Origin of the sequence: Synechococcus sp. R55.2 (assembly GCF_047462075.1) — a bacterium.
Classification (GTDB): domain Bacteria; phylum Cyanobacteriota; class Cyanobacteriia; order Thermostichales; family Thermostichaceae; genus Thermostichus.
This window is the reverse complement of sequence record NZ_JANSIH010000454.1, coordinates 1-13,827: the sequence shown is the minus strand read 5'-3', so window position 1 is coordinate 13,827 and position 13,827 is coordinate 1. Positions and strand designations below refer to the sequence as shown.

11 protein-coding genes are annotated in these 13,827 nt (G+C 59.7%); 7 read left to right on the top strand and 4 right to left on the bottom strand.

Features of this window, described 5'->3' with window-relative positions; genetic code table 11:
• Positions 1–137: 137 nt before the first annotated feature.
• Positions 138–605 (top strand): peroxiredoxin family protein, encoded by a 468-nt coding sequence (locus NW838_RS15615; RefSeq protein WP_011432999.1) that lies wholly within the window; start codon positions 138–140, stop codon positions 603–605.
• Here NW838_RS15615 and NW838_RS15610 read toward each other — a convergent pair.
• Complete coding sequence (locus tag NW838_RS15610; protein WP_414428352.1) at positions 598–3,018, bottom strand: glycoside hydrolase family 31 protein; 2,421 nt, start codon at positions 3,016–3,018, stop codon at positions 598–600. The two genes, NW838_RS15615 and NW838_RS15610, sit on opposite strands and share 8 nt — an antisense overlap.
• A gap of 172 nt (positions 3,019–3,190) precedes the next feature.
• Here NW838_RS15610 and NW838_RS15605 point away from each other — a divergent pair, with 172 nt between their 5' ends.
• Positions 3,191–4,387 carry a PQQ-dependent sugar dehydrogenase gene (locus NW838_RS15605; RefSeq protein ID WP_414356038.1) on the top strand — a complete coding sequence of 399 codons (1,197 nt, stop codon included), beginning with the start codon at positions 3,191–3,193 and terminating at the stop codon, positions 4,385–4,387.
• Positions 4,388–4,481: 94 nt separating this feature from the next.
• On the opposite strand, the gene psbH is transcribed toward NW838_RS15605, so the two are convergent.
• Entirely contained in the window at positions 4,482–4,685 is a 204-nt protein-coding gene (gene psbH / locus NW838_RS15600) for a photosystem II reaction center phosphoprotein PsbH (RefSeq protein ID WP_011432996.1), read from the bottom strand.
• 217 nt (positions 4,686–4,902) lie between these two features.
• On the opposite strand from psbH, the gene psbN reads away from it, so the two are divergent.
• Entirely contained in the window at positions 4,903–5,034 is a 132-nt protein-coding gene (gene psbN, locus NW838_RS15595; protein WP_011432995.1) for a photosystem II reaction center protein PsbN, read from the top strand.
• 26 nt (positions 5,035–5,060) lie between these two features.
• Positions 5,061–5,930 (top strand): diaminopimelate epimerase, encoded by an 870-nt coding sequence (dapF, locus tag NW838_RS15590; protein WP_414356040.1) that lies wholly within the window; start codon positions 5,061–5,063, stop codon positions 5,928–5,930.
• A gap of 3 nt (positions 5,931–5,933) precedes the next feature.
• On the opposite strand, the gene NW838_RS15585 is transcribed toward dapF, so the two are convergent.
• Both NW838_RS15585 and NW838_RS15580 read right to left on the bottom strand, forming a co-directional pair.
• Positions 5,934–6,578, bottom strand: coding sequence for a hypothetical protein (locus NW838_RS15585; RefSeq protein WP_414428351.1), 645 nt, complete (start codon positions 6,576–6,578; stop codon positions 5,934–5,936).
• Between the two features lie 131 nt (positions 6,579–6,709).
• The gene (locus tag NW838_RS15580; protein WP_414356043.1) at positions 6,710–7,288 is read right to left on the bottom strand and encodes a hypothetical protein; all 579 of its coding nucleotides are present in this window, start codon (positions 7,286–7,288) and stop codon (positions 6,710–6,712) included.
• A gap of 186 nt (positions 7,289–7,474) precedes the next feature.
• On the opposite strand from NW838_RS15580, the gene pcrA reads away from it, so the two are divergent.
• The 3 genes from pcrA to NW838_RS15565 form a co-directional block, all read left to right on the top strand.
• On the top strand, positions 7,475–9,835 hold the full coding sequence (pcrA, locus tag NW838_RS15575; RefSeq protein WP_414356045.1) for a DNA helicase PcrA: 2,361 nt from the start codon (positions 7,475–7,477) through the stop codon (positions 9,833–9,835).
• Positions 9,836–10,104: 269 nt separating this feature from the next.
• A complete protein-coding gene (locus tag NW838_RS15570) occupies positions 10,105–11,376 on the top strand; it encodes an efflux RND transporter periplasmic adaptor subunit (protein ID WP_414356046.1) in 1,272 nt (423 codons plus the stop codon).
• 62 nt (positions 11,377–11,438) lie between these two features.
• A partial coding sequence (locus NW838_RS15565) for an efflux RND transporter permease subunit (RefSeq protein ID WP_414428350.1) occupies positions 11,439–13,827 on the top strand: 2,389 nt, incomplete at its 3' end.

Below are 13,827 nucleotides of genomic sequence, written 5' to 3'. Positions count from 1 at the left end.
CCTCATCAGCGCTTTACTACCCTATCCCCACCACCACCCCCACGTCAAGTCCTACTAACCTTTTTTTGGGAAGGCCGAAGGGATCCGGATCCACCGCTAGACTGTTGAAGTGAGCTTAGTTTGGGTCAGACGGGTTTATGGGGATTGTGATTGGGGCTGTTGCTCCTGACTTTAGCTTGCCTGCGGTGGGGAAAGGGATCCAAAAGGGAGCCCAGATTTCACTGGCTGCCTACCGGGGCAAGAGCAAGGTGTTGCTGGCCTTTTACCCGGCGGATTTTTCCCCGGTATGCACGAGCGAGATGCGTTGCTTTCGGGAGGATTGGGAAGCTTTCCGGGCCGCGGGCTGCGAGATCTTGGGGATCAGCAGCGATCCCCTCTCCAGGCACCAAGCCTTTGCCGAGCAGCTTAAGCTGGAGTTTCCTTTGCTGAGCGATGTGGACAGAACCGTGAGCCAGCAGTACGGGGTGGACAGCCTGCTGGGGACGCGGCGGGCCTATTTTTTGGTGGATAGCCAAGGGATCCTACGCTACCAGCATGTGGAGTGGCTGCCCTTGTTCAAGCGAGACAACCGGGAGCTGCTGGAGGCCGTGAGGGCGATTAGCTAAACGGGGGATCCTCTGGGGTGGGCCAGAGAACCTGTTGCGGCTGTCCGGTGTCCGGCAGGGAGAGGGGAGTGTGGCCAAGGGGCTCCAGAAGCCAGCTACGCTCAGGCGGGATCCAGTTGCCCTGGCGAGCCCCAATTCCCAAAATGAGCTGGCTATCTTGCTGCTGCAAGCGGAAGAAGGTGGTGGCCCAGGCTCCTGCTCGATGGGCGAGGGTTTCCCCGTCGTCTTCGTAGAGGGTGAAGCTGCCGTTGCCGGGGTAGAGTTTGAGGTGCGGTTGGTCACGGCGCAGGTGGGCGGTGGACGGGCAGGGGGGAGCTAAAGGCAGAACGGAGCCACCCCGCACAAACAGCGGCAGTTGTTCGAGAGGGGCAGGGACGAGAATGTAGCGGGGGCCGGTGTGGGCCTGACCTGTCCACCAATCAAACCAAGTGCCCTGGGGTAGGTAAACAGCGCGGCACCGCACGCCAGGCCGAACCACAGGGGCAGCTAGGAGGGCGGATCCCAGCATGGCTTGATCTGAGATCTCGTAGGTTTGCGGATCGTCGGGAAACTCGTAGAGAAGGGGGCGCAAGATGGGGGATCCGGTTTGGCTGGACTCCCAAAAGAGGCTGTAGAGGTAGGGCAGCAGCTGGTAACGCAACTGAATGGCCTGCCGGCAGATGGTTTCCACTTCGAGGCCAAAGCTCCAGGGCTCGTGGGGGCGGGTGCCCAGGGCGCTGTGGCCGCGCATGAGGGGGTAAAGAATTCCCATTTGCATCCAACGGGCAAACAGCTCGGGAGTGGCATTGCCACCGAAGCCGCCGATGTCCGCGCCGACAAAGCTAACTCCCGACAGGCCCAGGTTTAGGAGCATGGGCAGGGACATCTCCAGGTGTTCCCAGGAGGATTGGTTGTCGCCTGTCCAGACGGCAGCCCAGCGCTGGATCCCAGCAAAGCCGGAGCGAGTCAGCACGAAGGGGCGCCGGTTGGGGTTGAGCTGTTCCAAGCCTTCACGGGAAGCGCGTGTCATCAGCAGGCCGTACAGGTTGTGAACTTCGGCGTGGGTGGTGGGTTCGTCGGGTGGGCCTTGGGGGGCATCGAGGGGGATATCGACGATCTGGCCGCCGTCTCCAAAGGGGCGGTCGTTGAGGGCCGGCTCGTTCATGTCGTTCCAGATGCCATCCACACCGGCTTGGGTGAGAACCCGTTGCCAGGATCCCCACCACTGCCGCACTCCGGGGCGCAAGAAGTCGGGAAAGAGGACTTTGCCTGGCCAAACGTAGCCATGGAAGAGGTGGCCGTCGGCGCGGCGGATAAAGAAATCCTGGGCCAAGCCCTCGTCGAAGACGGCGTAGTCGGCTTCGGGCTCGAACTTGACGCCGGGATCCACAATGGCTACCACCCGGAAGCCAGCCTCGTGGAGTTGGGCCATGAGCCGGGCCGGTTCGGGGAAGCGGCGGGGATCCCAGGTGAAGACGCGGTAGCCGCGCATGTAGTCGATATCCAAGTAAATGACGTCGCAGGGGATCTGCCGCTGGCGAAATTGCTGCGCAACGGTTTGAACCTGGGCGGCGCTGGCGTAGCTCCAGCGGCACTGTTGGTAGCCCAAGGCCCAGAGGGGAGGAAGGGGAGGCCGCCCAGTGAGTTGGGTGTAGGTCTCGAGCACCAAGGCCGGGGTGGGGCCGTAGATCAGGTAGTAATCCAGCTCGGGGGCGCGCACCTCGATGGCCCACTGCTCGGGATCGATCTGGCCCAGGTCGAACTGGCTCCAGTGGGTGCAGTGCAGGAAGAGCCCGTAGCAGAGGTTGGGGCGAAGAAACAGGGCGAAGGGAATGGCCTGGTAGAGATTGTCGCTGTGGGCGTCGTAGTTCCAGCAGTCGCGAGTCCAGTGGCTGTAGCGCCGACCCCGTTTGTTGAGTAGCCCCGCCCGTTCCCCCAGGCCGTAGATGTGCTCGGCAGGGTGGAGGTGTTTGCAGAGGCGGATCCCGTCGGATCCCCAGGTAAGGCCGAAAGGGACATCGGCGCAGAACTCTTGCCCTTGAGAATCTTGAAAACTAAACCGGATGGGATCCCGGTCGATGCGGACTTGCACCAGCGAGGTGGACAGGTGGACTTGGGCAGGGCTTTCCTGCAGTTGAAAGGAAGTCGGGGGCCACTCTTCGTCGGCTAGGGCAACATCCCAAGAACGGCGGGGCAAAAAGTCTCCGCTGGGGCCATTTGCGCTAGCGGGACGGAGTCCGAAGCGCAGCCGAAACAGGCGGGGGGTGAGGATCTGCACAGACCAGCAGCCCTGGGCACAGATGAGGTGGATCCCGCGAGAGTGAGCCTGGAGCTGTTGCAGGGATCCACAAGTTTGCCTTTGGGGTGGGCGGGCGGGGAATTGGCCATTCGCGTCAGCGGGACGGAGTCCCAAGATCTCGCCAGGTTCCAGCATGGTTTGGAGACAGATCGCCGCCCTCAAGGCTAACCTAAGGCCGGGAGGGAACAGCGGGTTGCCCACGCTTGTCCGTAGCGGGTTCTGCCCTCATCGGTACCCCTCTCCAGAAGAGCAGCGGCAATAATCGGTTAGCTCAGATCCCAGAATCCATCGCGAAAACGAGGCGGCAATGGCCATGAGGATCCCGGCGATCAAGCTTCTCTCCTCACTGCTGCTTTTTGGGGGGGTGTCCGTCCCCGCTGTCGTGGCGGCCTACCCGGTCAGCCCGGAGATGGTGATGACCCTGCAACAGGGGGATCATGCCCAAGCCTTGCCCAGGGCCAGAACGGAGCAAGCGTTTCGGGTGGTTACTTTGGCCCAGGGTTTGGAGCACCCTTGGGGGATGGCCTTTTTGCCGGATGGAACTCTCTTGGTTACCGAACGCCCAGGGCGGCTGCGCCGAGTTACCCCCCAGGGATTGGATCCCCAGCCAATAGCCGGTGTGCCCGAGGTGTTTGCCCAGGGGCAGGGGGGCCTGCTGGACATCGCCTTGCACCCCAACCATGCAGAGAACGGCTGGATTTATCTGTCTTATGCAGCGCCTGGGCCCGGTGGGGGAGGCACGCGGGTGGCGCGAGCCCGTCTGGGGGAAGGGGGCCTACAGGATCTGGAAGTGATTTTTGATATGGAGCGCAAAACCCCTGCCCGGCAGCACTTTGGCTCCCGTTTGGTCTTTGACGAAGAAGGATTCCTCTACATCAGCACCGGAGACCGGGGAGAACGGGATCGAGCCCAAGATTTGGGGGATTCTGCCGGTAAAGTGTTGCGCATTACGGATGCGGGCGGGATCCCGGCGGACAACCCATTTGTCGGCCAAGCAGGGGCTTTGCCGGAAACTTTTACCTATGGCCACCGCAACATTCAGGGAATGGCCCGCCACCCTGAAACAGGGGCAATTTGGTCCCATGAACATGGGCCGCAGGGTGGGGACGAGATCAACATCTTGGCCCCCGGCGTCAACTACGGCTGGCCCCTAATCACCCACGGTCGAGAATATACGGGAGAACCCGTCGGCCAAGGACTGGCGGCAGCTCCCGGCTTGGCTTCCCCTCTGCTGCACTGGACGCCCTCTATCGCTTCTTCTGGCATGACTTTCTACACGGGAGAGGCTTTCCCAGAATGGCGGGGCAACCTGTTTGTGGGGGCGCTGGCCGGGCAACACTTGGCCCGTCTGGTACTGGATGGAGAGCGCGTGGTGGCAGAAGAGCGTCTCTTAGAGGGGGCGGTGGGCCGCATTCGCGATGTGCGGCAGGGGCCGGATGGACTCCTTTACCTGTTGACGGACGCCCCGAATGGATCCCTGCTGCGCCTGGAGCCAGCACCCTGAAGGCATCGGCTTAGGAGATGACGGAAACTATCCTGCTCCCGCTGGGCAGCTCTTTGGCGGGACAGGGACTTTCCCCAGAGTAGGGCCTGGGAACTCAAAAGCTGAGGCTCTCCCAGGAGACGTTAATGTCTTCCAAGAGCAGCGACTTGTTGTAAATCTGCAGGATGATCAACAGGAAGACGGCAAATAGGGCCATGAAGACCGCCATCAGGGGCGTGGTGCCCCAGCCGGGAGCCACTTTACCGTATTCCGAGTTGAGGGGACGCAGCAGATCGCCCAGTCTGGTACGAATGGCCATAGGTTCTCGCAGTAAGTTAGGAACAGAACACATTGATGAAGTCGAAGATGACCAACCCGGGCGGTGGATCCTTGGTGCTCGGCACCGCCCAGACAGCCACCCCATTAAAATCACGCTATCAGAATCTGGCCAACCCCTTTTGCCTTGAGCAATGAATTGTAAACTTGTGTAATACTGTAGTCGAACGCTCTCAGGATCTGAGGACTCAGACTTAGATATGGAACCCACCTTTTCCCTAATTGTGGCGATTGCGGCAGTCACCATCTGCATCACCGCGTTTGCCATCTACACGGCCTTTGGCCCCCCTTCCAAGGACTTGCAGGATCCCTACGAGATGCACGAGGATTAAAGCTTGTCGTTGGGATATCTGGGTAAATGTCTGCTCGGCTGATCCCCCATCTCTCTTTTCACAAGTACCAGGGTTTGGGGAACGATTTTATCCTGGTGGACAACCGCCGGCAGTCTCAGCCCTGCTTGAGCCCGGAAGAGGCCGTCGCCCTTTGCGATCGCCGCTTTGGGGTAGGAGCCGATGGAGTTATTTTCCTGCTGCCAGGGCAGGAGGGGGCGGACTTTAGCATGCGCCTCTTCAACAGCGACGGTTCCGAGGCGGAGATGTGCGGCAATGGGATCCGCTGTTTGGCCCGCTTTCTGCAGGACTTGGGGATCCCAGGTCGGGATGGCGCCTACCAGATCCACACCTTGGCGGGGCGAATCGTGCCGCAGGTGCGGGCAGATGGGCTGGTCACAGTGGACATGGGGATCCCTCGCCTTTTGGCCAAGCAGATCCCCACCACCTTGGTCGAACCGGATGAGAAGGTCATTCGGCAGCCGCTTGCAGTGGCCGGGCGAGAGTGGCGGGTGACGGCGGTGAGCATGGGCAACCCCCATTGTGTGGTCTTCCTGGAAGAAGAGGGATCCCTGGAGGAGCTGGACTTGGCAGCTGTGGGCCCCCTGTTTGAGCATCATCCGGCCTTTCCTGAGCGCACCAACACCGAATTTGTGCAGGTGCTCAGCCCGACTCGTCTGCGCCTACGGGTTTGGGAACGGGGAGCAGGGGCAACGCTGGCCTGTGGGACGGGTGCCTGTGCCACTTTGGTGGCTGCTGTCTTGGAAGAGCGGGCAGAACCGCAAGCTACGGTGGAACTGCCGGGAGGAAATCTGGAAATTCGCTGGGATCCGAGCACACAGCACGTGTGGATGACCGGCCCTGCCCTACACGTCTTCAGCGGCACCACTGCCGGTTGAGAACTAGGCTCCCAGACCCAACAGGAGGATGGCCAGGAGGCCGAGGATCCCATAGGCAACGCTCCAGCCCTGCCGCCAGATCAGCGCCACTGCCAGGCCCAATAAGACCAAGCCCAAGCCCAGGCCAAGGCGGAGAAATAGAGGGTGTACAAACTGGCTGAGGGAGCGTTTGAGCCAGGGGAAGATCACCCCCAAGGCGAAGGCCAGTCCTACGGGGATCCAATCGATCCAACCTGTCTGCTCCCAGCCCCCCAACAGGTAAAAGCCGCCCAGACAAAGGCCCAGGCAGAAAAACAGCACCCGCATGCCGGGATAGTCTTGTCGATAGTTGAAAGCAAGGCTTCGGAGCTCCTTGGGGTGGGCCAAGACCAATGGCTCTACAGCAAAGCTTTCGCTCCACTCCGGCGCTTCTTCGGTTTGTCCGCGGCACCAAAGGTAAACGTTGACCTTGCGCAACCCCTGCAGCAGAGAGGCCTCCACTGCATTGCGCACCACCTCCATCACCTGCAGGGTATCCACCACATCGCCTGGCAGCCGTTCCAGCAGCACGTTGAGAACAGGCCCCTTCAGCTCGGCTCGGCCAAACAGCCGCAAGTCGGCAAGCTTGTAATCGAGGATTTGGTTCAAGATTTTGAGCTGGCGGCGCATGGGATCCCGCGAACAGAGAGCCGTCGTTCGACCGGTTGACTCAAAGCTTCAACATGACCGGTATGACCAGTTTAATGGCTTGGGCCAGAGCAGCAGAGGAGAGGCGTTGCCGGTGTGAAAGGGAAGTGGGACTATCCCATGAGGGTGCGAATGCACCGGCGAATGCTGAGGTTGGATTGCTCCAAGTCGGCAAATCCGCTCAGAAGAGTTCCCTGGCCGTCCAACAGCAACAAAACAGCCTGGCGGCGAAAATTGATCCCAGGCAAAGCTGCAGCGGCTATTTCTTGCAGCTTCTGGATGGTTGCTCCCTCAAAATCGACAGAGACGTACACAAATGGAGAAACCAAACGAGGATCCGTCGGCACGCTCTCTCGGATGACCTGCAAAACCAAATTTCGCACCAACAGCAGCCCCCTACCATCTACCAGCACAATCTGTCGCAGTCGGGGGTTTCGCCCGAACTCCAGGGCCAAACTTTTGGAGAGGGCTTCCGATTGCGAGCGGGTTTGGCTGTTGGTCAGGATCAGCGCTTGAATGCCGTCGTACCGACTTAAGTCAAGCTGCCCTCCGAAAACGCTCTCCACTTTGAAAGCCAGAGATTCATCACGGTTACCATTGCTGGGGCAGTTGCCGGCTTGAACGGGATCGAACGCGCCCGCCAAAAGCAGGACAAGGGTGACAAACCCCGAAGCGACAAGTCTCTTTGGCAAGCAAAGCCAGCAGCGGTTAGCCGGGGCACAGCAGCAGGACAGCACTCGGTTCATGGCGGGGAGTTCTGGAGCGGGCCGGCCAAATCTTAACCGATCTTCATCTTTGGCGTTCCAAAATGACCTCTCGGCTTCTCATCCCCATTGGGTTGGTGCCCATAATGGAAGGCAGTTTCTGGTTTGCTGGCCATGACTCACGCCTCTTTGCTGGATGCCCTCAACCCTTCTCAGCGCCAAGCGGTGCAACATTTTTGTGGCCCGTTGCTGGTGGTTGCCGGGGCAGGTTCCGGCAAGACACGCGCCCTCACCCACCGCATTGCCTACCTGGTTCGCCACTATCGGGTGGATCCAGGAGAAATTTTGGCCGTGACCTTCACCAACAAGGCCGCCCGTGAGATGAAAGAGCGCATTGAGCAGCTCTTTGCCGAACAAGAAGCTCAAGAACAATTTGGGATCCCCTTAGAGGAATTGGAGCCGGCCCAGGCAACGCGACTAAAATCTGCTGTTTACCACCGCTGGATTAAGCCTCTTTGGATTGGCACGTTCCACAGCTTATTTGCCCAGATCCTGCGCATAGATATTGAAAAATATCAGGATCCCAAGGGGCGAAAGTGGACTCGCAACTTCTCGATTTTCGATGAATCAGATGCCCAATCCCTGGTGAAGGAGATTGTAACCAAGCAACTGAACTTGGATGAGCGCAAGTTTGACCCAAGGTCGGTACGCTACGCCATTAGCAATGCCAAAAACCAAGGTTGGACTCCTGCCGACCTGGAGCGCAATCAGCCCAACTTCCGTGGCCGTACCATTGCCCAAGTTTACGAAATCTATGAAGACCAACTGGCAGCCAACAATGCTCTGGACTTTGATAACTTGATTTGGATACCAGTGCAGCTTTTTCGACAAAACGAGCAGGTGTTGGCTTACTGGCACCAACGATTTCGACACATTTTGGTGGATGAATACCAAGACACCAACCGCACTCAGTATGAGTTGATTCGTCTGTTGGCCACCAACGGCGAGACCTGCAGATCTCGGTTGGATTGGAGAAACCGATCGATCTTTGTGGTGGGAGATGCCGATCAAAGCATCTATCGGTTTCGCGGGGCAGATTTTACCATTTTGCTGGAGTTTCAAGAGACCTTTGGAGATGGTCTCCCGGATGATGATACCCGCACCATGATCAAGCTGGAGGAGAACTATCGCTCTACAGCTACCATTCTGCAGGCGGCCAACGCCCTCATCGAGAAAAATACAGAGCGCATTGATAAAGTTCTCAGGCCAACCCGTCAGCAAGGAAGTCCGATTTTCCTTCATCAGGCGGATGACGAGATTGCAGAGGCCGAGTTTGTCGTCAATACCATCCGACGATTACACGGCCAAAATGCCAATGCTTTTTCCTGGGGAGATTTTGCCATTCTCTACCGCACCAACGCTCAATCCCGTCCTTTTGAAGAGGTCTTGCTGCGGTGGGGGATCCCTTACACGGTGGTAGGCGGACTGCGATTTTACGATCGCAAAGAAATTAAGGATGTCCTGGCCTATTTGCGGGTTGTGGCCAACCCTGCCGACTCCTTTAGCCTGCTGCGAATTATTAACGTGCCGCGCCGTGGCATCGGCAAATCCACCCTGGACAAGCTGACCGAAGCGGCGGCGGCTCTCAACGTGCCTTTGTGGGCAATTCTCAGCGATGAAACCTCTGTAAGTAGCTTGGCGGGCCGTTCGGCTAAGCCTGTCATTCAGTTTGCTCAGTTGATTCAGCACTGGCATCGACAGGCTTCTCAAACCTCAGCCGCCACCCTTATCGAAGGGCTGCTAAGGGATTCCGGCTATTTGGAGGATCTCAAGGCACAGGGTACAGACGAAGCCGAAGAAAGAGCGGCCAACGTGATGGAACTTTACAATGCCGCCCGCCAATTCGAGGAAGAACAGGAGGATCCCAGCCTTGAGGCTTTTTTGAGCAATGTGTCTTTGGCTTCCGACTTGGACAACCTTCAGGAAGGCGCTGAGAAAGTTTCGCTAATGACGTTGCACTCTTCCAAAGGTTTGGAGTTTCCTGTTGTGTTCTTGGTGGGGGTAGAGCAGGGTCTGTTTCCCAATTTCCGGGCTTTGGAAGATCCCGCTGCCTTGGAAGAAGAACGACGCCTTTGCTATGTGGGCATTACCCGTGCCCGTGAGCAGTTGTATATCAGCCACGCCAGGGAAAGGATGCTCTACGGCAACCGAGAACCGGCCATTCCTTCCGTATTTTTAAGTGAGCTACCTCAAGAGTTGATCGAGTCCGACAGGCGCGGAGCCCCTTCTCGACAGCTTTCCCACGGCAGTGGGCTGCCCCTTGCAACGGCACACAAGGCCAAGCCCAATCCCGGCCAAGGCCGTTCAGAACAGTGGGCGATTGGCGATCGCTTGCAACATCCCCAATTTGGACAAGGCCAGATTACCCATGTGTTCGGCAGCGGTGAACGGGTCACGATTGCGGTGAGGTTTCCCGGTATTGGGCAACAGAAAATCCTGGATCCCCGTATTGCTCCCATTCAAAAGCTCAGCTAAGCGGCTGAACTCGGAAGGAACCCAGTGATGAAGAGAGATAAGGGGAAGTGGTGTAGAAGTCTGTAGCTCATTCGAGATTGCCTTTGCAGGAACCTCTTGTGCTGGTGAAAGGCTCTCTGGAGAATGGGTTGGCAGGGATCCCTTTTATCGTGTAGAACTGTGAAGGTCTGCCAGAGTAAAGCCCCTGAAAGGTTCACGAGTTCACCGTCTGGGTTTGAACCATTTCGCTAGGTGGGCAGTCCAAACCGACAAGTCGTTCTCTTGTGCCTGTGAGCCGGGTTTACTCTCCCCAATGGCAGCTTCCTCACGCCTGCACACTCAGCCTAGTGCTGTTTTTGGGTGTTCCTAGCTCTGTCGTCTATGCCCAGATGTTTTGGGCCCAGCGTCCAGCAGGGATGGGAGCACCGCGTCCTGTCTCGGTAGATGTGACCAGAGCCCAGGTGGGATCCCTGGGGGCCGACTTGCGTTACACCGGCACTACCCAGCCCCTGCGGCAAGCCACGCTGCGAACCCGTACCGAAGGATTGCTCTTGGAGTTATCGGTGGAGGTCGGGGATCCCGTCCAAGAGGGGCAACTGCTGGGCCAACTGGATCCCACGCTGCTGCAGGCTGCTCTTCTCCAGGCCCAGGCCCAACTGGCAGCGCAAGAATCTCAGGTGGCACAGGCACAAGCGCAGCTCAGCAATGCCCGCACCCAAGTGGAGCAGGCCCGTCTGAATCTTCTACAACAGGAAGCCGATGCCGAGCGCCTAGGACGGTTGGCACAGGAGGGAGCTGTTTCTGCCCAGCAGGCGGAGCAAGCTCGTACTGCGGCCCGCACCGCCGCCCAGGCTTTGCGCTCTGCGGAAGACCAGGTTCGCGTCCAAGAACAAGCCGTGATCGCCGCCCAACGCCAGGTGGAAGCGCAGAGATCTTTGGTGGCTCAGGCCCAAGAGCGCCTTTCCTACACACAGTTGCGAGCACCCCTAAGTGGGGTGGTGCTCTCCCGGCAGGCGGATCCGGGCAGCTTTTTGAACTCAGGGGCAGATGTACTGACGGTGGCCGATTTCAGCCAGGTGAGGGTGGAGTTTCCCCTCTCCGAGTTGGAGTTGTCGCGCGTACAGGTGGGCCAAGCCGTTCGGGTGGAATTGGACGCTTTTCCCGGCCAGAGCTTCGCCGGACAAATTGTCCGCATTTCCCCGGCTGCGGATCCCCAGGCCCGTCTGATCCCGGTTGAAGTGGTGATCGCCAATCCCAACGGACGCATTGGCAGTGGGCTGCTGGCGCGGGTGGCATTGACGGGGCCGGCGGCTCAACGGGTGATCGTTCCCGCAACAGCGATTCAGCAGAATGGGCCGGGTTCTGCTACGGTCTTTGTGGTGGAGCGGCAGGGAGAAGTAACGCGGGTGTTGGCCCGCCCGGTGCAATTGGGAGAACAGCGGGATGGACGGGTGGAAATTGTGTTGGGATTGGAGGCTGGCGAACCGTTTGTGGTGCGCAGCTCTGCTCCTCTCCAAGATGGGCAGGAAGTGCAGTTGAGTGTCATCTCCGAACGATTTTGATCTGAATACTCTGGATAGCAAGTTTCTGAATAGCAAGTTTGAATAGCAAGGAAGCCAAACCCATGACCCCAGCCAACAGTGGACTCAGCCTCAGCGGCCTGGCCATCCGCCGCCACATCGGCACCCTGATGCTGGCCTTGGCAGTGATCGTCATGGGCCTCTATTTCCTCACCCGCCTGCCGGTGGACTTGCTGCCCTCGATTGTCTATCCCCGTATTGGCGTGCGGGTGGAGCTGGCGGGAGTAACCCCAGAGGTGGCCGTTGAGGAGATCACCCGCCCTTTGGAAGACTCTCTTTCCACAGTGGAAGGGGTGGAACAGCTCTATTCCACCACCCGCGAAGGGCAGGTTCGGGTGGATCTCTTCTTTGCGCGAGGGGGGACCATCGACCAAGCCCTGAACGACACCACGGCAGCGGTGAACCGGGCCAGAGGGCGGCTGCCGGATGGGGTTTCGGCTCCCACGGTGTTCAAGTTTGACCCCTCCCAGTTGCCTGTTTACGAGTTTGCCCTGAGCGCGCCTGGGCTGACGGGCGTGGAGCTGCGCCGCTTTGCTGAAGCAGAGTTGGCCCGCGAGCTGGGAGTGGTGCCGGGGGTGGCTACGGTGGATGTGGCCGGGGGCACCCTTGAAGAGGTGCAGGTGGATCTGGACTTGGAGCGGCTGCAGGCCCTGGGGCTGGGCCTAGCGGATGTGCTCGGCCAACTGCAAGCCCGCAACCAGGATCTTGCCGGTGGTCGGATCCGCGGCGAGCTGTTGGAGCCTTTGACGCGCACAATGGGCCGGTTCCGCAGCCTAGAAGACATTCAAGCGTTGCGCTTCAACACCCCCAGCGGAGGAACGGTGCACCTGCGCGATTTTGCCACGGTGGCTGTTCGCCCTGCCGCCGAAGGGGTGCGGGTAACCTTGAATGGAAAGCCGGCGGTGCGCCTGAGCATTCAAAAGCAGCCCGATGCCAATACCATCCGCGTGGTGGACGGGATCCGTCGCCGCCTGGAGCAACTGCGGGCCGCTGGCCTCATCCCGCCGGAGGTGACCCTGATCCCCACCGGCGACGAGTCCCGCTTCATCCGCAGCTCGATTCAAAGTGTGGCTCTTGCCGGCGTGAGTGGGGGGGTGCTGGCCGGGCTGGCGGTGCTGCTGTTTTTGGGATCCCTGCGCCAGACCCTGATCGTGGTGGCGGCCATTCCTCTGGCCACCCTGATGGCGGTGTTGCTGATGGGCCTGTTCGGCCTTTCCATCAACATCATCAGCCTGGGGGGCCTGGCCCTGGGGGTGGGGATCGTGGTGGACAACGCCATCGTGATGTTGGAAGCCATCGCTAAAGGAACAGAAGGGATCCCGCGGCAGGATGCCCGTTGGTTTGGGCAGCGGGTGCTCGAGCAGGCGGAGCGCAGCAGCCGCCAGTTGGAATCGGCCCTGGTGGCCTCAACGGCCACCAACTTGGTGTCGGTGTTGCCCTTTTTGCTGGTGGGAGGGTTTGTTTCGCTGATTTTCAACGAGCTGATTTTGACCATCAGCTTTGCTGTGGCCGGATCCCTGGTGGTGGGCCTGACGGTGGTGCCCATGCTCACCTCACGCCTGTTGACGATTCGCCGCAGCAGTGGATTGGGGCAGTGGGGCCCGATCCGCAGCTTTGCGCGGGCGATGCTGGGCGGCACCTACGCCTACCAACGGTTGCTGAGCCGTCTGTTAGAACGACCTGCCTTGCCGATCTTGCTGGCATTTCTTCTCCTGGGCGGAGGGAGCTACTGGATGGCCGGGCAACTGAACCAGGAGCTGCTGCCCCGCATCAGCACCGGGCAGGTGAACCTGTCTGCCAACTTTGCCCCCGGCACCACCCTAGATACCAACCACCGCATTATGCAGGAGGTGGATCGCCTTCTGCTGCAACAGCCTGAGGTGGAGTATGTGTTCACCACCGCAGGCGGATCTGCCTTCGGGGGCAGCACCTTTGAAAACCCCCTGCGGGGCACCAGCACCATCACCCTTAAGCCCGGCACAGCAGTGCGGCCCTTTGTGGATCGGATGAATGAGCTGGTCAGCCAACTCAACCTGGTGGGATCCCGCATCCGCCTGTCTCCGGGCAGTGTACGCGGCCTTTCCGCCCGTAACTCTGCCATCAATGCCGAAGTGGATGTGGTGCTTCAAGGGGAAGGCACCCAGGCGCTTCAAGAGGCCAGCCGCACAGTGTTGCGGGCCTTGGACGAACAGGCCACCCTCTCCACCTTCCGCCCCGAGGCGGATGACAGCCAACCGGAACTCCAGATTTGGCCCGATTGGGAGCGGGCCGCCCCCTTGCGCCTCAGCCTTCAGGACATAGGCCGGGTGGTACAGACGGCAGTGCAGGGATCCGTGCCCGCCCAACTGCAGCAGGGAGACCGCCTCCTGGATGTGCGGGTTCGCCCGGCCACGTCCATCACCCAGCCTTCGCAACTGGAGCGCCTGCCCTTGG

Bases quoted from the DNA above. Each gene is read 5' to 3' on its own strand.
- NW838_RS15615 (WP_011432999.1), top strand. From the start codon at position 138: ATGGGGATTGTGATTGGGGCTGTTGCTCCTGACTTTAGCTTGCCTGCG.
- NW838_RS15610 (WP_414428352.1), bottom strand. From the start codon at position 3,018: ATGCTGGAACCTGGCGAGATCTTGGGACTCCGTCCCGCTGACGCGAAT.
- NW838_RS15605 (WP_414356038.1), top strand. From the start codon at position 3,191: ATGGCCATGAGGATCCCGGCGATCAAGCTTCTCTCCTCACTGCTGCTT.
- psbH (WP_011432996.1), bottom strand. From the start codon at position 4,685: ATGGCCATTCGTACCAGACTGGGCGATCTGCTGCGTCCCCTCAACTCG.
- psbN (WP_011432995.1), top strand. From the start codon at position 4,903: ATGGAACCCACCTTTTCCCTAATTGTGGCGATTGCGGCAGTCACCATC.
- dapF (WP_414356040.1), top strand. From the start codon at position 5,061: ATGTCTGCTCGGCTGATCCCCCATCTCTCTTTTCACAAGTACCAGGGT.
- NW838_RS15585 (WP_414428351.1), bottom strand. From the start codon at position 6,578: ATGCGCCGCCAGCTCAAAATCTTGAACCAAATCCTCGATTACAAGCTT.
- pcrA (WP_414356045.1), top strand. From the start codon at position 7,475: ATGACTCACGCCTCTTTGCTGGATGCCCTCAACCCTTCTCAGCGCCAA.